The sequence below is a fragment of the Chryseobacterium cucumeris genome (assembly GCF_016775705.1).
GTDB lineage: Bacteria > Bacteroidota > Bacteroidia > Flavobacteriales > Weeksellaceae > Chryseobacterium > Chryseobacterium cupriresistens.
Genome location: NZ_CP068760.1, coordinates 4,485,543 through 4,512,204, shown reverse-complemented (window position 1 = coordinate 4,512,204; position 26,662 = coordinate 4,485,543). Strand labels below are relative to the sequence as shown.

24 protein-coding genes are annotated in these 26,662 nt (G+C 36.1%); 20 read left to right on the top strand and 4 right to left on the bottom strand.

Going from position 1 to position 26,662, the window contains the following annotated elements; all coding sequences use genetic code 11:
• The 6 genes from JNG87_RS20150 to JNG87_RS20125 all read left to right on the top strand — a co-directional run bounded on the left by JNG87_RS20150 (position 1) and on the right by JNG87_RS20125 (position 6,731).
• Complete coding sequence (locus JNG87_RS20150; protein WP_202840680.1) at positions 1-411, top strand: hypothetical protein; 411 nt, start codon at positions 1-3, stop codon at positions 409-411.
• A 57-nt stretch (positions 412-468) separates the two neighbouring features.
• Complete coding sequence (locus JNG87_RS20145; RefSeq protein WP_202840678.1) at positions 469-1,647, top strand: acetyl-CoA C-acyltransferase; 1,179 nt, start codon at positions 469-471, stop codon at positions 1,645-1,647.
• A gap of 294 nt (positions 1,648-1,941) precedes the next feature.
• Positions 1,942-3,432 carry an MFS transporter gene (locus JNG87_RS20140; RefSeq protein ID WP_202840676.1) on the top strand — a complete coding sequence of 497 codons (1,491 nt, stop codon included), beginning with the start codon at positions 1,942-1,944 and terminating at the stop codon, positions 3,430-3,432.
• Positions 3,433-3,634: 202 nt separating this feature from the next.
• Complete coding sequence (locus tag JNG87_RS20135) at positions 3,635-4,561, top strand: mevalonate kinase (protein ID WP_202840675.1); 927 nt, start codon at positions 3,635-3,637, stop codon at positions 4,559-4,561.
• A 10-nt stretch (positions 4,562-4,571) separates the two neighbouring features.
• On the top strand, positions 4,572-5,501 hold the full coding sequence (locus tag JNG87_RS20130) for a UbiA family prenyltransferase (RefSeq protein WP_202840673.1): 930 nt from the start codon (positions 4,572-4,574) through the stop codon (positions 5,499-5,501).
• Positions 5,502-5,564: 63 nt separating this feature from the next.
• The gene (locus JNG87_RS20125; RefSeq protein ID WP_202840672.1) at positions 5,565-6,731 is read left to right on the top strand and encodes a proline dehydrogenase family protein; all 1,167 of its coding nucleotides are present in this window, start codon (positions 5,565-5,567) and stop codon (positions 6,729-6,731) included.
• Positions 6,732-7,160: 429 nt separating this feature from the next.
• Here JNG87_RS20125 and JNG87_RS20120 read toward each other — a convergent pair whose 3' ends face one another.
• A complete protein-coding gene (locus JNG87_RS20120) occupies positions 7,161-7,697 on the bottom strand; it encodes a helix-turn-helix transcriptional regulator (protein WP_202840671.1) in 537 nt (178 codons plus the stop codon).
• A gap of 969 nt (positions 7,698-8,666) precedes the next feature.
• Between JNG87_RS20120 and JNG87_RS20115 the strand changes: the two genes are divergently transcribed.
• Positions 8,667-9,776 carry a M14 family zinc carboxypeptidase gene (locus JNG87_RS20115; RefSeq protein ID WP_202840670.1) on the top strand — a complete coding sequence of 370 codons (1,110 nt, stop codon included), beginning with the start codon at positions 8,667-8,669 and terminating at the stop codon, positions 9,774-9,776.
• A 431-nt stretch (positions 9,777-10,207) separates the two neighbouring features.
• Here the strand turns inward: JNG87_RS20115 and JNG87_RS20110 are convergent, their stop codons facing one another.
• Positions 10,208-10,705 carry a DUF4920 domain-containing protein gene (locus tag JNG87_RS20110; protein ID WP_202840669.1) on the bottom strand — a complete coding sequence of 166 codons (498 nt, stop codon included), beginning with the start codon at positions 10,703-10,705 and terminating at the stop codon, positions 10,208-10,210.
• Between the two features lie 142 nt (positions 10,706-10,847).
• On the opposite strand from JNG87_RS20110, the gene JNG87_RS20105 reads away from it, so the two are divergent.
• From JNG87_RS20105 to JNG87_RS20075, 7 genes are all read left to right on the top strand, one after another.
• Positions 10,848-12,260, top strand: coding sequence for an APC family permease (locus JNG87_RS20105; protein ID WP_202840667.1), 1,413 nt, complete (start codon positions 10,848-10,850; stop codon positions 12,258-12,260).
• A 157-nt stretch (positions 12,261-12,417) separates the two neighbouring features.
• On the top strand, positions 12,418-12,858 hold the full coding sequence (locus JNG87_RS20100) for a GPW/gp25 family protein (protein WP_002979175.1): 441 nt from the start codon (positions 12,418-12,420) through the stop codon (positions 12,856-12,858).
• A 24-nt stretch (positions 12,859-12,882) separates the two neighbouring features.
• Positions 12,883-14,766, top strand: coding sequence for a type VI secretion system baseplate subunit TssF (locus tag JNG87_RS20095; RefSeq protein ID WP_202840665.1), 1,884 nt, complete (start codon positions 12,883-12,885; stop codon positions 14,764-14,766).
• Positions 14,767-14,850: 84 nt separating this feature from the next.
• A complete protein-coding gene (gene bla / locus JNG87_RS20090) occupies positions 14,851-15,738 on the top strand; it encodes a class A beta-lactamase, subclass A2 (RefSeq protein ID WP_202840663.1) in 888 nt (295 codons plus the stop codon).
• Between the two features lie 294 nt (positions 15,739-16,032).
• Complete coding sequence (gene uvrA, locus JNG87_RS20085; RefSeq protein WP_202840661.1) at positions 16,033-18,864, top strand: excinuclease ABC subunit UvrA; 2,832 nt, start codon at positions 16,033-16,035, stop codon at positions 18,862-18,864.
• Between the two features lie 319 nt (positions 18,865-19,183).
• Positions 19,184-19,588, top strand: a complete 405-nt coding sequence (locus JNG87_RS20080) for a hypothetical protein (protein ID WP_062674942.1) — start codon at positions 19,184-19,186, stop codon at positions 19,586-19,588.
• A gap of 114 nt (positions 19,589-19,702) precedes the next feature.
• Positions 19,703-19,837, top strand: a complete 135-nt coding sequence (locus JNG87_RS20075; protein ID WP_082798797.1) for a bacteriocin-like protein — start codon at positions 19,703-19,705, stop codon at positions 19,835-19,837.
• A 31-nt stretch (positions 19,838-19,868) separates the two neighbouring features.
• On the opposite strand, the gene JNG87_RS20070 is transcribed toward JNG87_RS20075, so the two are convergent.
• Entirely contained in the window at positions 19,869-20,414 is a 546-nt protein-coding gene (locus JNG87_RS20070) for a DUF3828 domain-containing protein (protein ID WP_202840659.1), read from the bottom strand.
• Positions 20,415-20,531: 117 nt separating this feature from the next.
• On the opposite strand from JNG87_RS20070, the gene JNG87_RS20065 reads away from it, so the two are divergent.
• The 4 genes from JNG87_RS20065 (at position 20,532) to JNG87_RS21720 (ending at position 22,266) form a co-directional block, all read left to right on the top strand.
• Positions 20,532-21,044: a DUF421 domain-containing protein gene (locus JNG87_RS20065; protein ID WP_202840657.1), complete on the top strand. Its 513-nt coding sequence runs from the start codon at positions 20,532-20,534 to the stop codon at positions 21,042-21,044.
• 5 nt (positions 21,045-21,049) lie between these two features.
• On the top strand, positions 21,050-21,541 hold the full coding sequence (locus tag JNG87_RS20060) for a GNAT family N-acetyltransferase (protein WP_202840655.1): 492 nt from the start codon (positions 21,050-21,052) through the stop codon (positions 21,539-21,541).
• A gap of 208 nt (positions 21,542-21,749) precedes the next feature.
• Complete coding sequence (locus JNG87_RS20055; RefSeq protein WP_110010236.1) at positions 21,750-21,929, top strand: quinol oxidase subunit 4; 180 nt, start codon at positions 21,750-21,752, stop codon at positions 21,927-21,929.
• A 115-nt stretch (positions 21,930-22,044) separates the two neighbouring features.
• On the top strand, positions 22,045-22,266 hold the full coding sequence (locus tag JNG87_RS21720) for a hypothetical protein (RefSeq protein ID WP_238349630.1): 222 nt from the start codon (positions 22,045-22,047) through the stop codon (positions 22,264-22,266).
• A 44-nt stretch (positions 22,267-22,310) separates the two neighbouring features.
• Here JNG87_RS21720 and JNG87_RS20045 read toward each other — a convergent pair whose 3' ends face one another.
• Complete coding sequence (locus JNG87_RS20045) at positions 22,311-22,625, bottom strand: DUF4286 family protein (protein ID WP_202840653.1); 315 nt, start codon at positions 22,623-22,625, stop codon at positions 22,311-22,313.
• A 149-nt stretch (positions 22,626-22,774) separates the two neighbouring features.
• Here JNG87_RS20045 and gyrA point away from each other — a divergent pair, with 149 nt between their 5' ends.
• Together gyrA and JNG87_RS20035 are read left to right on the top strand one after the other, a co-directional pair.
• Positions 22,775-25,369: a DNA gyrase subunit A gene (gyrA, locus tag JNG87_RS20040; RefSeq protein WP_202840651.1), complete on the top strand. Its 2,595-nt coding sequence runs from the start codon at positions 22,775-22,777 to the stop codon at positions 25,367-25,369.
• Between the two features lie 30 nt (positions 25,370-25,399).
• Complete coding sequence (locus JNG87_RS20035; RefSeq protein ID WP_110010234.1) at positions 25,400-26,437, top strand: tetratricopeptide repeat protein; 1,038 nt, start codon at positions 25,400-25,402, stop codon at positions 26,435-26,437.
• The last annotated feature ends 225 nt before the right edge of the window (positions 26,438-26,662 follow it).

Sequence of the window (26,662 nt, the reverse complement as noted above, 5' to 3'; positions counted from 1 at the left end):
ATGAACTTTTTAAAAAATTTTTCAGCAGGAATTTTGTTGATGACAGCTGCACAGGTGTATGCTCAGGCAACAGAACAGAAAAAACCGGATAATCCGCCTAAATGTACTAACATAAAAGAAGGAAAATTTCTAAGACCCAATTATCCGGAAGCAATATGGCATATGACCATTAAAGATAATGTTCAAACCGAATATTTCAATAATGGAAAAGATTATATCAAATCGACATTGGTTTTTGTGGATGACTGCAATTATAAAGCAATCGTGATAGAGAAATCTGATAAAAATGATCCTGCACAGATAGGAGATGTCTTCAATAATAAAATAGTCGCCACTCAGGATAATCTTCTGAAAGTGAATACCAAAATTGAAGGGACTCAATTTGACCTGGTATACATAAAAGTGAAATAAATTCTAACTATAAAAACGGGATTTTTATTCCGTTTCAGCTAAATAAAAATTATATACATGAAAGAAGTATTCATTGTTTCCGCAGTAAGAACGCCTATGGGGAGTTTTATGGGAAGCTTATCAACAGTTCCGGCTACAAAACTGGGAGCAACTGCTGTAAAAGGAGCATTAGATAAAATCGGTTTAGATCCTAATCAAGTTCAGGAAATCTATATGGGAAATGTTCTTCAGGCAGGGGAAGGCCAGGCGCCGGCTCGTCAGGTTGCTTTAGGAGCAGGTCTTTCAATCAATACACCTTCTACTACAGTCAATAAAGTTTGTGCTTCAGGAATGAAGGCTGTAACAATGGCAGCTCAGGCTATTAAAGCTGGTGATGCAGAAGTAATTGTTGCAGGAGGTATGGAAAACATGTCTTTAGTTCCTCATTATTACAATGCAAGAGTTGCTATAAAATTAGGCGATATCAAAATGCTTGACGGAATGGTACTTGACGGACTTACAGACGTGTACAACAAAGTACATATGGGAGTATGTGCAGAAAAATGTGCTACAGACTATAATATCACAAGAGAAGATCAGGATAACTTCGCTGTAGAATCTTATAAAAGATCTGCAAAAGCCTGGAGCGAAGGTAAATTCAGCGAAGAAATTGTACCGGTTTCTATTCCTCAGAGAAAAGGCGAACCAGTTATCTTTGCTGAAGATGAAGAATACAAAGCAGTAAACTTTGACAGAATTTCAACACTTCCTACCGTATTCAAAAAAGAAGAAGGAACAGTAACAGCAGCAAACGCATCTACTCTGAACGATGGAGCTTCTGCGTTGATCCTTGTTTCTAAAGAAAAAATGGAAGAACTTGGATTGAAGCCTCTGGCAAAAATCGTTTCTTATGCTGATGCAGCACAGGAGCCTGAAAACTTTACAACAGCTCCGGCAAAAGCGTTACCTATCGCGCTTAAAAAAGCAGGATTAGAAGTTTCCGATATCGATTTCTTCGAATTCAACGAAGCTTTCTCAGTTGTAGGACTGGCAAACAACAAAATCTTAGGGCTGGATGCTGCTAAAGTAAACGTAAACGGAGGGGCTGTAGCATTAGGACATCCACTGGGAAGTTCAGGTTCAAGAATCATCGTTACATTAATCAACGTATTGAAGCAAAATAATGCGAAATACGGAGCTGCTGCTATCTGTAATGGTGGTGGCGGTGCTTCTGCAATTGTGATTGAAAACGTATAATTGATAAGTATATAACCGCATTTTGTGGTTTAAAATATAAAAATCGGGGTCTTTAAACCCCGATTTTTTAGTTACAGGGCTGAACTTTATAATTCCAGCCAGATAATTTATCTACATAAATATAGGAGGTTGTATACCTTCAACAGATGCGGTCTAACCTTTGATGGTATCAAATGTGATTAAAACTTTGCTGAGTTATTTCAATACTTTACAATTATTATTTTCAAAATAATATTAAAAACCGTAGAATATTCCGTAGTTTTTCTATTTTTGTGCTACTAATATATATTTGAAATGTCTGAAACTGAGAATCGACAGCCTAAAAACATAAAGAATAATCCGAAAATTATGAAAGCCTGGGCTGTATATGACTGGGCAAATTCTGTTTATTCCCTGGTGATTACCTCTACCATTTTTCCCATTTATTACTCTATCCTTACTACTGCTTACGAGAAAAAAGAATACGTGGCAGAAACAAAAACATGGATTGATGTTCCGGTAAGACATATGATCAAAATTTTTGGAGAAGAATATCAGCCAGATGCGGTGTATGGATATTCCCTTACCATATCATTCTTTATCGTAGTATTGCTGTCTCCATTTTTATCTTCATTAGCGGATACGATTGGAAATAAAAAGTCTTTCCTGCAGTTTTTCTGCTATCTTGGTGCAACATCTTGTATGGGATTGGCCATGTTTACGGGAATGCATAATGTATTTCTGGGACTTTTATTCAGCATTACAGCCAGTGTCGGTTTCTGGGGAAGTTTAGTTTTTTATAACTCTTTCCTCCCGGATATTGCAACACCGGACAGACAGGACGCGCTTTCTGCAAGAGGGTATGTTTACGGATACATCGGTTCCGTAGTTTTGGTGGTGATCTGTTTGGTACTGATTCAGGTTTTTGCTAAAGGAGCCGCGCAGCAGCTGCTGTTTACAAGAATCAGTTTCCTTCTGACAGGAGCATGGTGGTTCGGTTTTTCTCAATATACATTCAAGCACCTTCCTCAGTTTGGGGATGTGAAAGATAAACTGCCTAAAGATTTAGTACTGCTGAACTATAAGAATATCTTCAAAAAACATGAAGAACAGGGAGGCTTCTTTGAAGTATTTAAAGATAACCTGAGCTTCTATAAAGATATTGCAAAAGAAAGTTTCCACGAGCTGTTTAAGGTAGGAGGAGAGCTTTTCAAAGATAGAAACCTGAAATTCTTCCTGTCGAGCTTCTTCTTTTACAGTGTAGGAATGCAGACGATTTTCCTTATGGCTACATTATTTGGAAAAAGTGAAATTAACCTTGCTCAGGATAAGCTGATCGGAACTCTTTTGGTGATTCAGATTGAAGCAATCATTGGAGCGGTTATTTTCTCACGGTTATCAAAGAGAATTGGTAACAAAAATGTTATTTCAATTGCGATCATCCTATGGATTGTAGCTTGTCTTTGGGCTTATTTCCTGAACAAAGAAAACCCAACAGTAGAATACCAGTTTTATGGAGTTGCTGCAGTAGTAGGGTTAGTAATGGGAGGGCTTCAGGCAATGTCCAGATCCACCTATTCAAAACTTCTGCCTGAGAACTCAATGGAGAATACAACCTATTTCAGCTTCTATGATGTGTTGGAAAAAATTGCTATTATCATCGGAACATTTATCTTTGCAACATTGATCGAACATTTCAATAATATGCGTATTGCAGCATTGTCCATGACTATATTCTTCGCCGCAGGATTGGTTTTAATCAGATTCCTGAAGGTTAAAATGAGAAAAGACAGAGAAACATTATAAAATTGAAAGACGTTATTTTTAACGTCTTTTTTTGTCAAGGTAATTCATTGAATTTTATCTATGAAATTATAGTTATTTATCATATTTTTTTCGTATTTTTAATAGAAGAACTAAAGAAAGTAAAATAGAAGACAATTCGGCCTGAGTTTTGCTTATATTCAGCGGAATAATTTTTAACTTTGCAAAAAGATTTATTGTCAATATGACCAATCCTTTATTTTATGCAAAAATAATCCTGTTTGGAGAATACGGAATGATTGAAGATTCCCAGGGGCTTGTTGTACCTTACAGCTTCTATAAAGGGACTTTGAAATTCTCAGATTTGAGTTCTGATTTCGAACTTAATTCCAACAGACATTTGCAGAAATATTCTGAATTTCTTACAGCACTTGATCTTTCCGACGACTTTAAGCTGGATATCGAGAGCTTCAAAAATGATATTTCAAACGGACTTTTCTTTGATTCCAATATTCCTCAGGGGTATGGAGTGGGAAGTTCCGGTGCTTTAGTGGCTGCTATTTTTGAAAAATATTCAGTCAGCAAACTGAATCCTGAAAACATTTCAAAAGATAATCTTAAAAAATTAAAAGCTGTTTTTGGTGAAATGGAAAGCTATTTCCATGGAAAAAGTTCAGGAATGGATCCACTGATCTGTTATATGAATCTGCCAATCCTTATCGAAAATAAAGAGAATTTAGACAGGGTAAATATTCCCGAAGGTGAAGAAGGAAAAGGAGCTATTTTCCTGATAGATTCCGGAATGACAGGTGAAACAGGACCTATGATTCAGATTTTCTTCGAAAAAATGAAAACAGAAGGTTTCCGCAAAACCCTGAAAGAAGAGTTCATCCGTTATAACAATGCATGTATCGAATCTTTCCTTAAAAAAGACATGAATCCATTCTTCAGAAACCTTAAAAAGCTTTCTCACTGGGCTTATGAACATTTCCGTCCTATGATCCCTGAAAGTATTTTTAACATCTGGAAAAAAGGTCTGGATTCTAACGCTTATTATCTGAAACTGTGCGGTAGCGGTGGAGGCGGCTATATCTTAGGATTTACCAAAGACTATGCAAAAGCAGAAAGAATGCTTGACGGCTTCCAAAAAGAAGTGATTTACAGATTTTAAACAGATTGGAATGAATTCTGAAAAAGAACCTTTCCAATCTAAAAACTATTTATCAAAATCTCTATTTTACAGATTTTCACAATTCGTGGGCTTTCTTCTCGGAGCACGGTTTTTTGTAGCTGCTCTGTTGACGTTTGCACTTTATGTATCTACTTTTTTCCTGTTCAATCAGGATGAATCTTTCAGAAAATTTGTCTTCGATTTCAAAGTACACGGGATTATTTTTTGTACTGTCCTTACGATTCTGGCAGGTGGTATCATCAACCAATTTTACGATCTGGAGAAAGATCATGTAGTAAAACCCTTCAGAACAAGGGTTCAGAGTTTCATCAAACAAAAATATTTTCTCTATGCCTACCTGGCACTAAGTGCAATTTCTCTAGGGGTAGCCTGGATAATTTCTCATAATGTATTTGTTTTTTTTCTGGTCTATCAGTTCTTTATGTGGTTTTACAGCCATAAACTGAGCAGAATACTGATCCTGAACAACCTTACTTTTGTCAGTCTGACGCTGTATCCGTTCTTTGGAATGATGGTGTATTACGAAACTTTTTCCAAAAAGGTTTTTCTGATGGCTGTTTTTCTATTCCTTATCCTGCTATGTATTGATATTGTGAAAGATACGATTACCAGAAGTGTGGATAAAGCTTTCGGATATACTACCATTCCCAATTATTTTAAAAGCAGAAATACAAAAATTATTCTGACTTCTTTACTGATCGTTACCATGGCAGTTTCAATGAATATTATTACGAAAACCAGCACTACCGGATTCATGGCTTATTATTTTGCCGGCGGGCTTTTTGTCATGATTGTATGCATATATCTTCTTTTAAATGCTTCCAGAAGAAGTAACTTTCTTACATTGAATGTATTACGATTCTGGGTTTTTGTAGGAATCATCGCCATGCTTTTAAACGGAATAGAGCATAAATTGTAAAAAAATTCTTTAAATAAACTGAGGTTATTATTACCTTTGCATAACTAAATTTAATAAATAGGAATGCCCATTTTTAATGATACTAAAATTGCATTTGCAGACAAGTCTGATGCACAATTGAGAAAGGCTTACTGGATGTTTAAAATGATTGAACAGCCCACCCTTACAAGCCTTGGAACATCTGTTCTGAATTTCACAGTACACAACAATTTCCCTTTCGTTACCGGAATTGTAAAAAATACCTTATTTGAGCAGTTCTGCGGTGGTGAAACCCGTGAAGAAAGCATGAAAGTTGTAAAACAGCTGTTTAAAAGGGGAGTTGGGAGTATTTTTGATTATTCCATTGAAGGGAAAGAAGATGAAGGAACTTTTGATGCGGTTTGCAAAGAAATCAAGGACATTGTAAGATTCTCAGTAGGAAATCCGGCGATTCCTTTTATTGTATTTAAACCTACCGCATTCGGAAGAATTGATCTTTATGAAGCTGTTGGAAAAGGAGCTGAGCTTACTACCAGCCAGAAAGAAGAATGGGAAAGAGTGGTAAAAAGATTTGATGAAGTATGCAGTCTTTGCCATGAACATGATAAAAAAGTAATGGTAGATGCTGAAGAAACCTGGATGCAGGACGCAGCAGACCATCTTTGTGAAGAAATGATGGAGAAATATAACCAGCAGAAACCTATAGTTTGGAATACCATCCAGATGTACAGAACCGGAAGACTGGAGTATATGGAGGCACATCTTCAGAGAGCAAGAGAGAAAAATTACTTCATCGGTTATAAAATCGTTCGTGGTGCTTACATGGAAAAAGAAAGAGCCAGAGCAGCAGAAAAAGGATACGCAGATCCTATTCAGCCGACAAAAGAGGCTTCAGATAAAAATTATAATGCAGGAATTGACTTTGTAATGGATCATCTGGATAAAGTGTCAGCATTCTTTGGAACCCATAATGAAATCTCTTCTGAGCTGATTATGGATAAAATGAAAGCAAAATCTCTGGAAAACAGCAATCCGCACATTTATTTCGGACAGCTTTACGGGATGAGCGATAATATCACTTTCTATCTGTCAGATAAAGGCTATAATGTGGCTAAATATCTTCCATACGGACCTGTAAAGGATGTTGTCCCTTATTTAACTAGAAGAGCCCAGGAAAACACCTCTGTGGCCGGACAAACCGGAAGAGAGCTTGGACTGATCAAAAAAGAATTGGAAAGAAGAAAGAAATAATAGTATTGTCCACAATATATATAGGGCCTGCAGTTTTGCAGGTCTTTTTTATTGGAATTAAAAGACGGAATGGAATAGTGAATTAATGATAATGAATATAATAGTAAGATGCGTTGGTTATAGTGTAAAATAATTCGATTTTTATTGTTGATTTGATTTTAAATAGTTATATTTGATAAAACTATAAAAAAACATAAAACACTATCTTCATTTACTAGTACACTTCTGTCCTATGACAGTAACCATCCATACACTAATCACTCTTATTAAAACTAAATTATAAAAATATAGTAGGGGATCAGACGATCATAAAAGGTAAAAACTCTGTCACTGGTATCCGTGAAAATTTTTTAAAATAAAATAAAGCAATAGCTTTAGTTTTCTTCTTCAAATATTTTTTTAACCTGATCATTTCCTTGATCAGGTTTTTTAAGGCTCAAAACTTTCAAATTTTCCGTTTTCGTAGAACAGAACAATTCGTTTTATTTTACTTTGTTGATTACCAAATAGTTGTCCTAAAATATGATCACCCGAATTTTCTAATCGCTGAGAATCCGATATTTTTTCCGGAGCTTTATCATGGGCCGGTATAAACGATTCTCCAGAGCTTGATTTTGGAGCTTCTTTTTCCGTTTCATTACTTCCGAATTCATCATCATCATTCATCATCGTAAAAAGATCGGGTAGTGGAGTTGTTTTTATTTTCTCCTCTTCCGTATATTCTTCTTTAATTTCTGATTCGGGCAGATGGGATTTTAGCATTTCACCTTCACCCGTAACCAGCCAGTCCCATAGAAGTTCCGGGAAACGGGATTTTATTTTTATGATAAACTCAAGAGAAGGTTTGTTTCTTCCTGACGTGATATGTGAAATGGACGAACGCTGCACATCAATTTCATCAGCAAACTCGGAAGGAGTAAGACGAGAATACTCTATAATTTTGGAAATTCTTTCATTTAAACTCATAAAAATAAGCCTTTAATTATTTTACAAATGTAACATATATAATTTACAAATGCAAAATACAAATGTAAATAACTTGAAATTACTTTTGTATACATTTGTAACAAAGTTTTAATTGTTTTAAAATCAAATCATTATATGTAAATTACAATTGTATTTACTTATCAGATGAATCTACCATTACAGCTGTAGACAGATAGTTTCGATCTGGTAAAAGACTACTGTTCTTTAAAAAAACTGGTTTAAAAATGTAAATTAAACCGATCGATGGAGCTATTTTATCCATTAAATATCTTTAAAAACAGAATATACATTATTAAACTACTTAAATCGTTTCCGGAAATAAGATTATCGATAAATACCTTATAAAACACATATAAAAGCAATTTTAATAGAGTTACAGTAGTAAATTACTGATGTAAATATACTATTTTAGGCCCATATTTGGCCAAATTGAGGGGAAAATACTGTTCCTGTTAAGCAACTCATTTTATCAAAGATTAAAACTCCTGATAAAAGTATTATTTGAATAATTTTCAGACATCCATTTGATTTTTCTGTGGTTTTACATATGTATACACTACTAAGCAACTTGGTTTTCCACAATTTTTATGTTTAGCAAAATAACCCTCAAATAGCAAAAACACTCTATTTTTACACTTAAAGTATTATTATAAACACAGTTTAATTAAACTTCATAAAGTGCTGATTTTTAATATTTTAAATATATTATATTAAATTATTCGCAATCCACAATTTTATCCACAGACAAATTGTCCTCCGGTGCTGTTTAATAATATTACAATTGTCAACTTATTTTTATAACTCTAAAATTAAATAATTTAAATCTTGTAAACAATTTTCAGAACAGATGTCAAATGTAAATTTGTGAATTTTACTAATATTTACAAATGTTAATTTAAGTTTTTGGCTAAAAATGGCTAAATTTGATTCTTGTAAACTATTCCTACAATGAATTTTGAACAGATCTATTCTCAAAACCCCGATTTCTCAAATCGCTATATTTCCCCTGAAAAATTATTTTCTTATCTACAGGCCAATCTCAGCGATTATATTCAAGAGATCGGAACATCCTATTTAGATAAACCGATTTATCAGCTAAGCATCGGAACCGGAAACATTCAGATATTGGCCTGGTCGCAAATGCACGGTAATGAATCCAATGCCACTCATGCTATGCTTGATCTTCTGGTAAGTCTTGATAAAGCTCCGGAAATGAAGGAGGACTTATTCAGTAAAATAACACTTGATTTTATATTCATGCTGAATCCGGATGGATCAGAAAGATGGACCAGACTGAATGCTGCCGATATTGACCTGAACAGAGATTTTCATAACGAAGCAAGTAAGGAGATTAAATTCCTGAAAAAAGCAGCAGCTTCCAAAAAATATGATTATGCTTTAAACCTTCATGAGCAGAGAACTATTTTTACTACTGATGGTATTCATCCCGCTACACTTTCCTTTTTGGCTCCTTCGGAAGATGTAGAACGTACTGTTACCGAAAACAGAAAGAAATGTATGGCAGTCATTGGAAGTATATACAACCACTTAAAAGAAATGATTCCCAACCAGATTGGTAGGTATTCTGATGAATTTTATCCAACTTCTACCGGAGACAACTTTATCAAAGGAGGTATGCCAACGATATTATTTGAAGGGGGACATTTTATAGATGATTATAGCAGAAAAGGAACAAGAAAATACTATACCATTGCTCTTTATTATGCATTAAAAGCAATCAGTGAACTGAACTCTGATATTACAGGATGGGAAACTTATCTTGAAATCCCTGAGAACCAGGAAACTCACTATGATTTAATTTACAGAAATGTAAAACTGAATACAGACCATGAATGTATTCTGGATATTGCAGTTCAGTACAGAGAAATCAAAGAAGATGGGAAAAGTGACATCTCATTTATTCCTTTCGTAATGGAAGCCGGAGATGTGAAACAAAAGAAGGGCTGGCTGGAAATAGACTGTACCGGAAAGAAATTTATTTCTGCAACTAAATATCCCAAACTGGACGCAGTTGTGGATTTTAAAATAGAAGATTAAAAGACTTTAAATATCTCCCATATAAAAAGTTTCGGCAGCCTGAAGGGCTGCCGAAACTTTTTATATAACTAATTTCCAAAATTCAAATGGGCTATCCACTCAATTATAATGTTATTCAATAGGAATGGGCTTTAGCCCATTTAATTTAATGAATATTCATCCGGCTTTAGATTCTGTGTTAACTTCCAAATATTTTTTATACATTTATATTTATAAAAGCGACCTTGAGTTAGCTTGCGTAGGGTGAACGTCTTTGATTTTTACCCTACTTTCTTCAAAATCTAGAAGTGAGGACATTTCTAAAGCACAATATACTTCCTGAGTTATTTAGCCAAAACTGTTCTCTCACCCCTTTTGCTTTGTATGTAAATTTATTCTTTTGCAAACATAGGAGCCAAAACTTAATTTTAGAATGTCGATTCCTCTAAAGATTAGTTAACCACTTTAATTCCATTCGCTACAAATCTGATTTCTTCTTTGGGCTGAGTGATAGCATCAATTTCAGACTGAGGCTTTTTAGCATCTTCCGCGTAATGTTTCTGTTCATTTACAGAAGTTACTTTTCTTTCTGCGTTCCCCTCCAATACAACATTTTTCCCTTTTAATGCGGTAGGTACAAAGAAAGCGTAATCTTTCATTTTTACAAAAAACTTAGAATTATCTTCTGTCTGGATCGTTAGCCAGCAGCCTTTTTTGTCACATACGTCTGTTACTTTTCCCTTAACGGAAACATTCTCAACTTTTTTGTTATCTTTTTTAAGCTGTTTATTCAATTTATCTGCGGTGATCGCTTTGGATTCAGCGGATGAAGTTACCTGATCTCCGTAAGTATCACCTACCAACGCTTTTCCTTCCGGTGGTCCGGATTGAGCAAAAGCTAATGAAGAAGCTGTTAAAGCTGCACCCAATAATATTGCTTTAAATTTCATGTTTAATATTTTTCTCAAAAATACTAATTAAAATTGAATCATAAAGGAATAAAAAATAACAAAAAACAGGTATTTCAATGAATTTTCAACAAATTTGAAAATCAAAGACAGATTTGATTATATTTGACCTCTATACTTGACTATGCAAAAAAAACTGAAACTATGGGATGCCATCATGCTTGTGATGGGATCGATGATCGGAAGCGGGATCTTTATTGTAAGTGCTGACATGATGCGAAACCTGGGATCCGGGTTTTGGTTGATTATCGTATGGGTAATTACAGGAGTGATGACAGTAGCTGCAGCCATAAGCTATGGAGAACTGTCTGCACTGTTTCCGAAGGCCGGAGGGCAATATACTTACCTGAAAGAGATTTTCGGAAAAAAAATGGGATTTCTTTACGGATGGGGATTGTTTACGGTGATACAAACCGGAACTATTGCTGCGGTGGCAATGGCTTTTGGGAAATTTACCGCTTATCTGATTCCGTCATTAAACGATGCTGCTCCTATTTTCCAGAGTGGTGAATTTAAAATAACCTGGATACAGATTCTTGCCATTGCTGTCATTATTTTGCTCACCTATATCAATACCAGAGGTGTAGAAAGCGGAAAAATCCTTCAGAATATCTTTACCGGTTCCAAAATTATTGCATTACTTGGGCTGATTGCGGCCGGTTTTATTTTAGTAGACATTTCTCATTTAGCAGAAAACTTTAGCTGGGGAACAGATTCTTTCAATAACCTTAAAAAAGATTTGAGCGGGAATTTCCTTAAAGAAGGCTGGGAACCGATTGGAGGAATGACTCTTCTAGGCGGAATTGCTGCTGCCATGGTAGGCTCTGTCTTCAGCTCTGTGGCCTGGGAAAGTGTAACATTTGTTTCCGGTGAGATTGAAAATCCTAAAAAGAATGTAGTCAAATCAATGATTTATGGGACTTCTGCTGTAATGATCCTTTACATCGCTGTAAACTATGTCTACTTAAATGCTCTGGACAGAGATGGAATTGCATTTGCTGCTAATGACAGAGTAGCGGTAGCGGCATCCCAGAATATATTTGGAAGTGCAGGAACTATCATCATTGCCTTATTAGTAATGATTTCTACATTTGGATGTAATAACGGATTGATTCTGGCGGGAGCAAGAGTTTTTCAGACGATGGCCAAAGACGGAATGTTCTTTAAGTCAGCAGTAAAAAATAATAAAAATGAAGTTCCTGAAAATGCATTGTGGATGCAGGGAGTCTGGGCTTCCATTTTGTGTCTGAGCGGGCAGTATGGAAATTTGCTGGATATGATCTCTTTCGTGATCGTTCTTTTCTATATGATTACGGTTTTTGGAGTTATTTATTTAAGAATCAAACAGCCGGAACTGGAGAGACCTTATAAAACATGGCTTTATCCTGTAACGCCGGTTATTTATCTTGTCATAGGAACATGTTTCTGTATCCTGTTGCTTATTTACAAGCAGCAATATACATGGCCTGGTTTTGTTTTGGTATTGCTGGGACTTCCTGTGTACTATTTTATCAATCGAAAAAAGGTGGATAATTAATATAAAAAATAATATAACAGATTCATGGGCCTTTCAATTCAGTTTGAAGGCCCTTGTTTTTGAATAATATTTTAAAGTATATCATTATTATTTGTCGAAAATGTGTAATTTGGTATTTCGTTTTTAGAACAGGACCATGAAGTAAAAACAATAAGTTATGGATACACCAAATTACAGAATGCCTTTCGTACCGTCTACTTTAATGACCGAAGGCGGAAGTATCGATACCTGCGATATGGGGGAAAGTATTGCCCACAATATTATGCTGCTGATCACCACCAAAAAAGGGGAGAACAGATATGATGAAAACTATGGAAACGATGTCTGGAACCTTGAATTCGATAATGGAGTTACAAGTGCCATCTGGGAAAGCGTTTTTATCAAAAGCTTAAGAAGACAGATTCAGGAATATGAACCAAGAATCGTAAACCCGCAGATCGATGCTCACATACAATTTGTAGAGCACAGCTACGATACTAAAGAACACACCGAAATTAAAAAGAAAGTAAGAATTGCCATCAATGCAAAAATGGAAGAAACAGGAGAACGGTTCAGTTTCTCAACAGAGCTGTTTCTAAGCCCGATGTCTATTGATTAATATTTTTAACAGCGAAAGAAAATTATGAATTTAGATCAGAATATTTATTCCAAAGAATCTGTAAAAGCAAGAATGCTGCAGAATGCAACTAAAGTATGGGGATTAAGGAGCCCGCAGTCTTTAGATCCTTTTGTAAAACTGCTGATAGACGCATTCAGTACAGAGGTTTTCAAAGCGAATAATGAAATACAGACGGTGAATGCCCGTATATTGGAAAAACTGGCAAAACTGCTTACACCGTCCATTTATACACATCCTATTCCGGCTCATTCCGTAGCTTTTACACAGCCTTATGAGTCTTCTGAAATTTTATTGGAACACACGGAATTCTTTTTCCGTAAACAGATGACTTCCACGGTGAAATCGGAATCGGACAAACAGCTGAACATTCCTTTTACTCCGGTGGGAAATGTAAGAATCAATAAAGTTCACACTTCAATCATGTTTGTAGGAAATACCTGCTACAGCATCGATGACAGATTCAACAAAATTCCTATTGCAAGATTTCAGGGAAGACCTGAAGATTACAGAAAAATCACAATAGGGGTAGATGTAAGCAAATATGTAAGTGAAAACTTTCCCAAATACCTGAGCATATTCTGTTCCAATCCTGCTTTCGAGCACCTTGATTTCGTATATAAATTATTACCGTATATTACGGTTTCAAGCAATGGTAACCCTCTGTTTGTAAGAGAAGGATTAAGTTATCTTACAGAAAGTCAGAATGACGGTTATGAACAGATGTTCAAAGAGCAATCCATCAGAAATAAGGTGATTGAAGATATTAAAAGTATCTATCGTCATAAATTTATTGAAGTAACAGGAATCTCTCAAAGTCTGTTCTCAGAACCGGGACAGCTTCCACAGAACCTGGATTTTCTTGCCGGAAAAGAAGAAATTACTAAATTCCTGGATACTAAAAGTTATCTGTGGCTTACGTTTGAGTTTCCACCACAGTTTTCAGCAGAAATCCTGGATAATTTCTCATTTGTGCTGAATGCTTTTCCAATCTATAACAGAGGCTGGAAAAAAACAGAATACAGCCTTGATATCATGGGAAATAATATCCCTTTGGTGACAGACGAAGGCGAGCATTTCCTTTATGTGGATGAGGTACAGGATGGTGACGGCAGAAGATATACTGAAATTCCTTTTACTCCGGCCGATGATCTTAAAAAAGGATTATATACTGTAAGAAAGGGAGGAATGGAACGTTTTACCAGTCGAAATGCAGTAGATATGATTGCCAATGTTCTGGAACTGACAAGAGATGAAATTGCTGCATTTTCCCTTTTGAACAGAGATAATGTAAAAGGAGTCTTAAGTGAAATGTCTGACAAAATGAAATCCATGGTGCAGAAAGTAAACAATGCCAAAAGGAATATCAGACAGGAGCTGAATTACGTGATCATGGAACCGGTAGAAAAAACCGATCATACCTACGCTTCTTTTTGGATTACACACTGTACGCTGGCCAATCATATGCGTCCGGGAACTGAACTTTCCAACCAGCTGAAATCTCAGACTGTGGTACTGCTTACCGAAACATTGGGAGGAGCCGAAGAACAAAAAGGAACGGATAGTATTCAGGCGTATAAATATGCATTAACAACCAGAGATAAAATTATTTCTTTGGAAGACGTTAAAAACTATTGCCGCATGATTCTGAAAGATGAAGTAAGAGAAGTAAGGGTAAGAAGAGGAACGATGATCAGCAACAAGCCAAAAGAAGGATTTGTAAGAACGGTTGAGGTAGAAATCATTCCGCAGAACTATTCTTTCTACGGAAGAGCCTATTGGGAAAATATGGCCAATATTATCAGGAATCAGATTATTGCCAAAGCCATTGATGGGATCGAATATATCGTAAGGATTACCAATGAAGATGTTGATTTCCAGGATATGTAATTCCTGTAAAAATAAGTTAAAAAAATAAATGCCGTACCCGCTACGGCATTTTTAATGTAATGTTCAGAATAAGATCAGAATTCAATGAAAAAAATATCACTTTTAATACTTCTCCTCCTCTTTGGTGCTCATTTAAAGAGCCAGACTATTAAAGATCTGAGAAACAAAATTAATCAGATAATCTCTACAAAAAATGCAACTGTTGGAATATCTTTAAAAGGAATAGAAGATAAAGATACACTGAGTATCAACGGAAATAAAGAAACTCCAATGTTGAGCGTTTTCAAATTTCACATTGCCTTAACTGTTTTAAACCAGGTTGATAAAGGTAGATTAAAACTGGATCAAAAGTTTTTCATCAAAAAAGAAGATCTGTTACCCGAAACCTGGAGTCCGATCCGGGAAGAATATCCTCAGGGGAATATGTATCTTACCTTAGATCAGTTATTAAGATATACCGTTTCCCACAGTGATAACAATGGTTGTGACATTTTATTGAACATCATTGGCGGAACAGAGACAGTACAGAAATTTATTAATCAGCAGGGGATTAAAGATTTTACCATAAAAGTAAATGAGAAGGAAATGTCCTCGTTTGAAAAATGTTATGTGAATACAACAACGCCTTTGGCAACCACAGAACTTTTAGAAAAATTCTATAAAGGAAAAGTGTTGAAAAAAGAAACTACAAAATACCTGTATCAGGTAATGGTAGAAACTTCAAGAGGGCTTACCTGGATGAAAGCGGGATTGCCTGTAGGTACAGAATTGGCCCACCGAACAGGAATTTCCGGAAGAAATGAAAATAATCTACGCGCTGCAATGAATGATGTAGGAATTATAAAACTCCCCAATGGAAATCATGTGATTTTATCCATTTATCTTAAAAATATTAAAGAAGAAATGGCAGATACGGAAAAAATTATCTCAGATATCACTCGTGCGGTCTGGGAATACTATACGCATAAATAAAAATTTGTAAATGAATTATGAATTATTCTTTTTCTAAATATCAATATATTTTATCATATCAATAGGAACGGGCTTTAGCCCGTTTTTTTATCAATGAGCTTTCCATTGGCTTCAGCCAAAACATAATGGCTCGAAAATAAGAAACTATTTCAGAAAATTCAATAACATTGGGTTCAATGCATTAACAAAACCTAAGAATTTTTTATGAAACTTTTATCCCTTTTATATTCAAAAAAAGTCTATAAAATTTCGTATTTTTGCACGTTGTGATTTTCAGGCAAATCACCCCAAATTATGAGTAAATCAACAGAATATATAGAAGTTTACGGAGCCCGTGAACACAATCTTAAAAATATTAACGTAAAAATTCCGCGCAACGAATTGGTGGTGATTACCGGCCTTTCCGGAAGTGGAAAATCGTCGTTGGCTTTTGATACTATTTTTGCAGAAGGCCAGCGTCGTTATATTGAAACTTTTTCTGCTTATGCACGCCAGTTTCTGGGCGGACTGGAGCGTCCTGATGTAGATAAAATCGAAGGACTTTCTCCGGTTATTGCCATTGAGCAGAAAACCACCAATAAAAACCCGCGTTCTACCGTAGGAACGGTTACCGAACTGTACGATTTTCTTCGTCTATTGTATGCCAGAGTTTCGGATGCGTACTCTTTATCTACAGGACAGAAGTTGGTAAGCTATACTGAAGATCAGATCCTTGAAACCATCAAAGAAAATTATAAAAAAGAGAAAATCATGCTTTTGGCGCCAGTGGTGCGTTCCAGAAAAGGACATTATCATGAACTCTTTGTTCAGATGGCCAAAAAAGGTTACGGGCAGGCAAGAATTGATGGTGAGCTGCAGGATATTGAATATGATTTAAAACTTGATCGTTATAAAACCCACGACATCGACATTGTGATCGACCGTTGGATTATCGGGGAGAATGCTTCGGAAAGCAGAATGGAAAAATCATTGCGTACAGCAATGGAAATGGGAGAAGGAATCATAGGAATTCAGAAACTGGGAAGTACAGATATTGAATACTTTTCCAAAAATCTGATGGATGCGGAAACAGGACACTCTCTGGCGCTGCCTGAACCCAATACATTCTCATTCAACTCTCCAAAAGGAAGCTGCCCGAATTGTAAAGGTCTGGGAACCATTAAAAAAATCAATACCGATTACTTTATAGACAATCCGAAACTATCCATCAATCAGGGAGGATTATTGCCGTTGGAAGATATCAAGTCCAACAAATGGATCCTGTCACAGATCAAAAACATTCTTGAGATCTTTGGATTAGGATTAACAACGCCATTGCAGGATATTCCTGAAGAAGCACTGGATTATATCTATAACGGATGTCATAAAGAGTTTAATAAAGACCTGAAATACGCCGGAATTACCAAAAAAATAAAAATTGGTTTCGATGGTCTGATTGCTTTCATGGAGGAGATTATTGATGATAGAGACTCATATGAAGCTGTTTTATTGGAAAGACATTTTACTACAGAAGAAATATGCCCTGAATGTCATGGTACCCGCCTTCAGCCTTCAAGCTTAAGTTTTAAAATTGATGGAAAGAACATTGCAGAGGTCAATGCTTTAAGCTTAGCGGATTTAAAAGACTGGCTGGCTGATGTTAAAGATAAATTCTCCGAAAAAAATAAAATCATTGCTCACGAGATCTTAAAAGAAATTGAAACCAGACTTCAGTTTTTGCTGGATGTAGGATTGGATTATTTAAGTTTGAGCAGAAGTTCAAAAACACTTTCCGGAGGAGAATCACAGAGAATCCGTCTGGCAACGCAGATCGGATCTCAGTTGGTGAATGTATTGTATATTCTTGATGAACCAAGTATCGGGCTTCACCAGAGAGATAATGAAAGACTGATCCATTCTCTGAAAAACCTGAGAGACATTGGAAATTCTGTATTGGTGGTAGAACATGATAAAGACATGATCCTGGAAGCCGATGAGGTGCTGGATATTGGTCCGAGAGCAGGAAAATTCGGAGGAGAGATTCTTTGGCAGGGAAAACCAAAAGATCTTTTGAAAGCTGATACCATCACGGCTCAGTATATTAATGGAAAAAGAAAAATAGAAATTCCGACAGAAAGAAGAGCAGGAAGCGGTAAAAATATTGTTTTAAAAGGCGCTACAGGGAACAATCTTAAAAACGTAACCCTGGATATTCCTCTTGGAAAACTGGTTGTAGTAACCGGAATTTCAGGTAGCGGAAAATCTTCTCTGATTAACGGAACATTATATCCGATCCTTAACAAACATTTCTACAGAGCGGTTCAGGAACCGTTACCTTACAAGAAAATTGAAGGGTTAGAGAATATTGATAAAATTGTAGACGTAGACCAGACACCAATCGGAAGAACGCCACGTTCAAATCCTGCTACTTATACCGGAATGTTTACCGATATCAGAAACCTTTTTGCAGAGCTGCCGGAAAGTAAAATCCGTGGATATAAACCGGGAAGATTCTCTTTCAACGTGAAAGGCGGAAGATGCGAAACCTGTCAGGGTGGAGGATTGAAAGTGATTGAAATGAACTTCCTTCCGGATGTATACGTGCACTGTGAAACCTGCAACGGAAAACGTTTCAACAGAGAAACCCTGGAAGTCCGTTACAAAGGAAAATCAATTTCTGACGTATTGGATATGACGATTGATGAAGCCGTAGATTTCTTCCAGCCGATTCCTAAGATTTTTGCAAAAGTGAAAACACTACAGGATGTAGGTTTGGGATATATTACGCTTGGACAGCAATCTACGACTCTTTCCGGAGGCGAAGCACAACGTATTAAGTTAGCAACTGAATTAGCAAAAAGACAAACCGGAAATACCCTTTATATCCTTGATGAACCCACTACAGGACTGCATTTTGAAGATGTGAAAATCCTGATGGATGCCATCAATCAGCTGGTAGAACTCGGAAACTCATTCATCATCATCGAACATAATATGGATGTCATTAAATTAGCAGACCATATTATTGACGTAGGACCAGAAGGAGGAAAACATGGCGGACAGATTGTAGCACAGGGAACTCCTGAGGAAATTGTGAAGTCCAAGAAGAGCTTGACAGGGAAGTTCCTGAAAAGAGAACTGGAGTAAGTATTCATAAAAATTATGCAGCTTTTTTGTCATTCCAAAGAATCTAAATAATTTACTTCAGAATATTGATCAACATTTAAAATAGAAATCGAGATAATAATTGGCTAAACTCATCAGGTTTAGCCTTTTTTATGCCTAAAATAACCCTCCAATATTAAATTTTCAATTATTTTAAAAATTTATTACACTGATAATCAAACAATTAAACTTCAATGTTAACTCAATGTTAACTGAATGTAAAATTAATATGAATTATTTTTAATAACTTTGGTTAAGAGATACAAAAATAGGTTAGTATAACATTTAAAACCAGTTAGTTATGAAAAATAGAATTCAAATATTGATGGCTTCACTTTTCGTTTGCGGATTTGCTGCTGTTTTGAACACTGCTAAAGCTCAGACTACAGATCATAATACCATTCAGGAAATTCAGTTGAACAGGAGTGAAACATTTAATGATATCAGAAATAAACTAGAAGCTAATTTTGACCTTACGAATCCTGATTACAAACAGGGAACCGTAAACTCTGTGGTGAAATTTGATATTGCCAAAAACGGAAAAATCGTTAATGTTCATTCCAGTGGAGACTGTAAAACCGTAAGTAAGGAAATTGAAACAGTGTTAAGCGATCTTGACTATAGAGTAGACCGCAAAAAACTAACTGATAACATGGTTGCTTACACCTATGTAATGCCTGTGACAGTAGAGATCCACAGTAGATAATATTTATTGCATATTATTCATTAATGTGTGAATAATGAAACCTTATCAGATTAAATTGTAATAAAGAATAAACAGATATGTTTTAGTTTTGGGCTACCATAAAATTAAAACGATATGAAAAATTTAAAGAAGCTGACAAAGTCAGAGTTGAAGTCAGTGAACGGAGGAGAACCTGTAAAATACTGTACGTTTTGCGAGTGGGCAAATAAAGTAATCTGCAGCGATATTCCAATCGTTCAATGTCCGTAAAAAATAAAGCCGCTTACAAAAAGCGGCTTTTCTATTGTTGTGTACTCTGAACAAACTCTGTTAATCTTGCTTTAAGATCTTTAGAATTTCCTATTGTATCAAAAGTAACATTATCTATTCTCCATCCTTTCTCTGTATTGATAAGATGCACGGTGTCCATCCAGGTTTCTTTGGGGGAAACTGCATTATATTCAAAGGCTAACAATGCTTCAGCAGTCTTATCCTGTATCTTAACAGACTTGATTTTATAATCTGTAAATCCTTCATACAGGCTGGAAAAAATAGCCCCTTCGAATATTAAAGGTTTCTCATCAGGATGATCACTATTCTTTACCTTTTCAATATCTGCTTTTGATGCATTGATAGCCTCGTCTAAAACTTTTTTTAGCTCCATAGAAAATAAAGTATCGGGAATCGGCTGGTTATAAACAGCTTCGTTGGATTTTCCATATTGAGTATACAGTTCATTTACTTTTTCAATAATGGCAGTTTCTGAAAACCGGGTAGGTTGAGGTTCATTCTTTTTGCAGGATATAAAAAACAGAAATATTCCTAAACAGAGAAAAAAAATTTTCATTGGTGTTATTTTGTGGTATTATTTGAATTTCAGGCTCAAAATGTATACCAAAATCTGTCCGTAAAATATTTCCCACGAATCACAAAAATCAATACATTTGAGTAGATAAAAAAAATTGTGGATCCTATTCTTAACGTTGCTGTCCGTTCCCTCTGCGTTTACCTTTTCATGGTAATTGCCATCCGGTTATTTGGTAAAAACCAGCTTTCTCAGCTGAATGCAGGGGATGTTGTATTGCTGTTGTTAATTTCAAATGCTGTTCAGAATGCAATGGTAGGTCCTGATACCTCTCTTCAGGGAGGAATCGTGGCGGCATTGGTTTTGTTTGTTGCTAATTTCATTGTGAAGAGATTCATGTTTTCCAGCCGCTCCTTTCAGACTTTTATGGAAGATGAGCCGGTTATTCTGATCAAGGATGGAATTGCCGATCAGGCAGCCCTGAATCGGGTAAAGATTACAGAAAGCGAATTGGAAGAAGCGATAAGAGAACACGGAATTGAAAACATTAACAATGTAAAGCTTTCCGTTCTGGAAGTGGATGGAAATATCAGTGTGGTTTCTCAGGACGAAAAAAGCAAGCAGACACACTACTCAAGAATTAAAAGAAAAATCAAAAGAAAATACCATTAAATACGATGAATTACGAATTAAGAGAAATGCTTCCTACTGATGAAGCCAGGGTCCTTGAAATTTTCCGTCAGGGAATAGACGGTGGGATTTCCACTTTTGAAACAGAAGTTCCAACTGCTGAAGCCTGGAGCATGGGCTATTTTAACGACTGCCGCTGGGTACTGGAAAATGAAAAAAATGAAGTTGTGGGATGGTGTGCCTTAAAGCCGGTCAGCAAAAGAGAATGCTATAAAGGAGTTGCAGAGGTAAGCATTTATTTTGATAACGAATATCAGGGAAAGGGATTGGGGTCCGTATTGCTTAAAAAATTGATTTTGGATAGCGAGGATCACGGATTCTGGACATTACAGACCAATATCTTCTCCGAAAATGAAACTTCTATCAAATTTCATCAGAAAAATGGTTTCAGAATCGTAGGCGTCCGTAAAAAAATCGGAAAACTCAATGGAGAGTGGAAAGACATTATCCTGATGGAAAAAAGAAGTGAAATCGTCTAGAGAACTATAATAGATAATAGATGATAGATGATTTTGTTTGGTAATATAATTCTCCATAACAAAATTCACTATTGACTTGTGAAGCAAAATTGACTATTGACAATAAAAGGCCATCTATTCCAACCTTAAACTTTGAGCTTTGAACTTTAATTTTTTTAACCTTTGGCACTACCATTGTTATATTAAATAAAGTTGAAAAATAGAAATAATGAAAAATTTGATTAAAATTACAGGAGTCCTTATCGTAGCATTCATGTTATCATCTTGTGTGGTGCATGACAATGGACGCCGGGTGAAAACAGTTCCGCCAGGACAGGCTAAAAAAGTCTTTGGAGGAAGCGCAAAAGACTATGCTCCTGGGCAGGTGAAAAAAAGAAGCGGCTACTAACAGGTATAAAAAATAAAAAATTAACAGTTAGTTTTAACATACATTAGCTTAATTTCAATTTCTTTTGGCATTAACATTGATATATTTCGCTATCGAAATTGAAAAAGTGAAAATAATGAAAAGTATGTTTAAAGTGGCTGGAGTAGCTGTGGTAGTATTATTGCTGTCTTCATGTGTGGTACATGAGCACCATGGAAGGAGAATGCCTCCGGGCCATGCAAAAAGGTATTATGGCGGAAGCGCGAGGTACTACGCGCCAGGACAGGTAAAGAAAGTGTATATTTATGACGATCGAGGGCATCATCACAAAGGCCGCGGTCATGGACATCACAGATAAAAAGAAAAGCACTGAATTTTTTTCAGTGCTTTTTTTATGATCTATTATAATCTTGATTTCTTTGGATTAAGGAAAGTATTGAAAACCATTACTTCCTGTCCGAACTTTTTCTCAATTCTTTCGGAAATATTTAAAAGTTCACTTTTAATAAAATCTTCCCTCAGTTCATTATTATCAAAAATTAGCAGGAGATTATAATTTTTACCTTCCTCAATAAAGTCACTGTGCACTTCAGAAAGAATATATTTGTTGACATCCATAAGGTTTTCAGTCATTAAAACCAGTGTTTCATCAATATAATCTTCCCATTCTTCCAGGTTATCTTTTGTGCAGTGGAAAGTTATACTTAATACGCTCATATTTTTATGAATTTTTAAGATTTTTTGGATAAATTCTACCACAAAAATCGGCTTTTTTTTCGTAAATTAGCCCGTTAATAAAAATTGGAAATAAATAATTTTCAAACTGACAGCTAAGAGTTTGAATATCATTACAATAAAATTTGTTTATGCAAAAAGAAGGAGAAAGACTGATTCCTATCAACATTGTTGATGAAATGAAGTCGTCTTATATCGATTATTCGATGTCGGTTATCGTTTCAAGAGCGTTACCGGATGTAAGAGACGGCTTGAAACCCGTTCATAGAAGAGTACTTTATGGTATGTATGGACTAGGGGTGTTTTCTAATAGAAAATATTTAAAATCTGCGAGAATTGTTGGGGACGTTTTGGGTAAATACCACCCGCACGGAGATTCCTCTGTATACGATGCTATGGTAAGAATGGCTCAGGACTGGAGCTTGCGTTATCCTCAGGTAGACGGACAGGGTAACTTTGGTTCCATGGATGGTGACCCGCCTGCAGCAATGCGTTACACCGAGGCAAGATTGAAAAAAATCTCTGATGAGGTTCTTTCAGACCTGGACAAAGAAACAGTTGATTTCCAGAATAACTTCGACGACAGTTTACAGGAACCGACCGTAATGCCTACTAAAATTCCGAATCTTTTGGTAAATGGTACTTCAGGTATCGCCGTAGGTATGGCAACGAATATGGCGCCTCATAACCTTTCAGAATCTGTAGATGCAATCTGTGCGTATATCGATAATAAAGAAATTACGATTGACGAACTGATGCAGCACATCATTGCACCGGATTTCCCTACAGGTGGTATCATCTACGGATATGACGGAGTAAGAGATGCTTTCCATACAGGAAGAGGTAGAGTCGTTTTAAGAGCTAAAGTTAACTTTGATGAAATCGGAAACAGAAACGCTATTATCGTTACTGAAATCCCTTATCAGGTGAACAAAGCTGAAATGATCGCCAGAACAGCAGAACTTGTTAAAGACGAAAAAATCCCTGGAATCCACGAGATCAGAGACGAATCGGATAGAAAAGGACTTCGCGTTGTATACGAACTGAAAAACGATGCAATCCCGAATGTCGTTCTTAACCTATTATATAAATATACGGCACTTCAGACTTCTTTCAGTGTAAACAATATTGCATTGGTACACGGAAGACCGGAGCAGCTGAACCTTAAAGATATCATTCATCACTTTGTAGAGCACAGACACGAGGTTATCGTAAGAAGAACTCAGTATGAGCTTAAGAAAGCAAAAGAGAGAGCACATATCCTTGAAGGATTTATGAAGGTGATCGGAACTCAGGATGCTTTAGACAGAGCAATCTCTATTATCCGTCACAGTGCCAACCCTCAGGCTGCAAAAGAAGGCTTGATCGAAGCTTTTGAACTTTCTGATATTCAGGCTCAGGCAATTCTTGATCTTAGATTAGCCCGTCTTACAGGAATGGAGCTTGATAAGATCCGTGATGAGTATGATGCGATCATGAAAGAAATTGCGAATTTGGAAGACATCTTAGCGAACGAGCCGAGAAGATTCCAGATCATTAAAGAAGAATTGCTTGAAATCAAAGAAAAATACGGAGACGAAAGAAGAACTGAAATAGATTACTCAGGAGGAGAAATGTCTATCGAAGATATCATTCCTAATGAATCTGTCGTTCTTACTATTTCTCATGCAGGATACATCAAGAGAACTTCTCTTTCAGAATATAAAATCCAAAGTAGAGGTGGTGTAGGTAATAAAGCGGCAACGACAAGGGATTCCGATTTCCTTGAATATATTGTTTCTGCAACCAACCACCAGTATATGCTGTTCTTCACTGAAAAAGGAAGATGTTACTGGTTAAGAGTATTTGAAATTCCTGAAGGCTCCAAAACGGCAAAAGGAAGAGCAGTACAAAACCTTATCAACATTGAACCGGATGATAAGATCAAAGCATATATCAGAACCAACAACCTTAAGGATTCCGAATATGTAAATCAGATGAGCGTCGTGATGGTAACTAAAAACGGAACCATCAAGAAAACATCGTTGGAAGCCTATTCAAGACCAAGAGTAAACGGGGTGAATGCTATCGAAATCAGAGATAATGACCAGCTATTAGGAGCTTACCTTACCAATGGAACTTCTCAGATCATGATTGCCACTAAAAATGGTAAGTGTATCCGTTTCCCTGAGGAGAAAGTAAGAGAAGTAGGTAGAGGATCTATCGGGGTAAGAGGAATCCTGCTTGAAGATGGTGACGAAGCTATTGGTATGATTGTTGTGAACGATGTAGAGAACGAAACAGTACTTGTAGTATCTGAAAAAGGATATGGTAAGAGAACTGCGGTAGAAGACTACAGAATTACCAACAGAGGAGGAAAAGGAGTTATTACGCTTAATATTACTGAAAAAACAGGAAATCTTATTGCTATTCAGAACGTAACAGACGAAGACGGATTGATGATTATCAACAAATCCGGTGTTGCCATCAGAATGGGAATGGATGAAATGAGAGTAATGGGTAGAAATACTCAGGGTGTAAAACTGATAAACCTTAAGAAAAATGACGAAATTGCAGCCATTGCAAAAGTAGAAATGGATAAAGATGTAGAGGAAGATTCTGAAGAACTTGAAGAAACAGAAGAAGGTGTTGTAGGATCGCTATTTGATAACCAGGAAAACGAAGAGGCTCCTCAGGCTGAAAATGAAAATTCTGCAGAGGAAAATGAGAATTCTGATTCCGAATAAATTGTACAATATAAATATAAAATAGTTATTATGAAGAAACTAATTTTAGGAATGGCTATCGTAGCATCTGCTTTTGCTTTTGGGCAGAAAAAAGATGCGGCAGCTTTAAATGCTCAGCTTCAGGAAGCTAATAAAGTGGCTATGGATGCATATAATGCAAAAAACTATGCTGCTGCAGCGCCTAAGTTTATAGAAGTCTACGACTTGTTAAAGGCTAACGGGCAGGATAATAAAATATATATGTATTATGCCGGATTGAGCCACGCGTTAGCTAATAACACTGATCAGTCTATCAAAATATATACAGACCTTATCAATTCCGGATTTACAGGAGTAGAAACTACATACACTGCAAAAGAGAAGAAGACAGGTCAGGTTGTAAATCTTGATAAAGCTACCTGGGAACTAATGAAAAAGAACCCTGATTACAGTGATTTCAAGACAGAACAGACTAAAAGTATAGAGTCTGATTTGTATGAAACTTTGTCTTCATTGCTTTTGAATGCTAAAAAACCAACTGAGGCTCTTACGATTATCGAAAAAGGTTTGGTTAAATTCCCAAACAATGCTAAGCTTAAAGAAGCTCAGACTACAGCATACCTTCAGTCTGGAAATACAGACAAATTTGTTTCAGGATTGAAAGAACAATTGGCTAAAAACCCTAACGATGCTACAAACTGGTATAACCTTGGGGTAATGCAGGCTAAAAACCCGGCTACTGTTAACGATGCTTTGGAAGCGTTCAAAAAAGCTGTTGAGCTGAAGCCTGATTTCTCTGATGCATATCAGAATTTAGTATATACGACTATTGGTGATGATGCTAAAGTAGTAGGAGAGATCAATGCCTTAAGAAAAGACAAGCCGGATGAAGCTTCTAAGCTGATTGATGCAAGAAGAGAAAGATTTGGAAAAGCACTACCATATGCTGAAGGATGGTATAAAGCCAACCCAAAGAGTCTTGATGCGGTTACTGCGTTAAAAGAAATTTACATTGTAACTAAAAACATGGATAAAGTTAAAGAAATGAAAGCTAAAGAAGCTGAACTTACAGCTGCTGGTGCAAAATAATCATTTTTTGACACAACAGATAAAGCCGGAATAGAAATGTTCCGGTTTTTTTTATTGTAAACACAAAGTAATGAAGTTCATATCAGGATTTTATGTTTCATATAGAAGTTTGCAGGCCTTTTATGATTTTGAATTAAATTTATAAACCTAACAGGTTTTAAAAACCTGTTAGGTTTGATTTATTACCGGCCCTGTTATGCAGTTTCTCTTCATGCCGGATTCATG

Excerpts from the sequence above, each read along its gene's own strand:
- JNG87_RS20110 (WP_202840669.1), bottom strand. The coding sequence starts at position 10,705 with ATGAAATTTAAAGCAATATTATTGGGTGCAGCTTTAACAGCTTCTTCA.
- JNG87_RS20075 (WP_082798797.1), top strand. The coding sequence starts at position 19,703 with ATGAAAAATTTAAAGAAGCTGACAAAGTCAGAGTTGAAGTCAGTGAAC.
- JNG87_RS20150 (WP_202840680.1), top strand. The coding sequence starts at position 1 with ATGAACTTTTTAAAAAATTTTTCAGCAGGAATTTTGTTGATGACAGCT.
- JNG87_RS20100 (WP_002979175.1), top strand. The coding sequence starts at position 12,418 with ATGGATACACCAAATTACAGAATGCCTTTCGTACCGTCTACTTTAATG.
- JNG87_RS20055 (WP_110010236.1), top strand. The coding sequence starts at position 21,750 with ATGAAAAATTTGATTAAAATTACAGGAGTCCTTATCGTAGCATTCATG.
- JNG87_RS20080 (WP_062674942.1), top strand. The coding sequence starts at position 19,184 with ATGAAAAATAGAATTCAAATATTGATGGCTTCACTTTTCGTTTGCGGA.
- bla (WP_202840663.1), top strand. The coding sequence starts at position 14,851 with ATGAAAAAAATATCACTTTTAATACTTCTCCTCCTCTTTGGTGCTCAT.
- JNG87_RS21720 (WP_238349630.1), top strand. The coding sequence starts at position 22,045 with ATGAAAAGTATGTTTAAAGTGGCTGGAGTAGCTGTGGTAGTATTATTG.
- JNG87_RS20095 (WP_202840665.1), top strand. The coding sequence starts at position 12,883 with ATGAATTTAGATCAGAATATTTATTCCAAAGAATCTGTAAAAGCAAGA.
- JNG87_RS20125 (WP_202840672.1), top strand. The coding sequence starts at position 5,565 with ATGCCCATTTTTAATGATACTAAAATTGCATTTGCAGACAAGTCTGAT.
- JNG87_RS20130 (WP_202840673.1), top strand. The coding sequence starts at position 4,572 with ATGAATTCTGAAAAAGAACCTTTCCAATCTAAAAACTATTTATCAAAA.
- JNG87_RS20070 (WP_202840659.1), bottom strand. The coding sequence starts at position 20,414 with ATGAAAATTTTTTTTCTCTGTTTAGGAATATTTCTGTTTTTTATATCC.
- uvrA (WP_202840661.1), top strand. The coding sequence starts at position 16,033 with ATGAGTAAATCAACAGAATATATAGAAGTTTACGGAGCCCGTGAACAC.
- JNG87_RS20120 (WP_202840671.1), bottom strand. The coding sequence starts at position 7,697 with ATGAGTTTAAATGAAAGAATTTCCAAAATTATAGAGTATTCTCGTCTT.
- JNG87_RS20045 (WP_202840653.1), bottom strand. The coding sequence starts at position 22,625 with ATGAGCGTATTAAGTATAACTTTCCACTGCACAAAAGATAACCTGGAA.
- JNG87_RS20140 (WP_202840676.1), top strand. The coding sequence starts at position 1,942 with ATGTCTGAAACTGAGAATCGACAGCCTAAAAACATAAAGAATAATCCG.
- JNG87_RS20035 (WP_110010234.1), top strand. The coding sequence starts at position 25,400 with ATGAAGAAACTAATTTTAGGAATGGCTATCGTAGCATCTGCTTTTGCT.
- JNG87_RS20135 (WP_202840675.1), top strand. The coding sequence starts at position 3,635 with ATGACCAATCCTTTATTTTATGCAAAAATAATCCTGTTTGGAGAATAC.
- JNG87_RS20060 (WP_202840655.1), top strand. The coding sequence starts at position 21,050 with ATGAATTACGAATTAAGAGAAATGCTTCCTACTGATGAAGCCAGGGTC.
- JNG87_RS20145 (WP_202840678.1), top strand. The coding sequence starts at position 469 with ATGAAAGAAGTATTCATTGTTTCCGCAGTAAGAACGCCTATGGGGAGT.
- JNG87_RS20115 (WP_202840670.1), top strand. The coding sequence starts at position 8,667 with ATGAATTTTGAACAGATCTATTCTCAAAACCCCGATTTCTCAAATCGC.
- JNG87_RS20105 (WP_202840667.1), top strand. The coding sequence starts at position 10,848 with ATGCAAAAAAAACTGAAACTATGGGATGCCATCATGCTTGTGATGGGA.
- gyrA (WP_202840651.1), top strand. The coding sequence starts at position 22,775 with ATGCAAAAAGAAGGAGAAAGACTGATTCCTATCAACATTGTTGATGAA.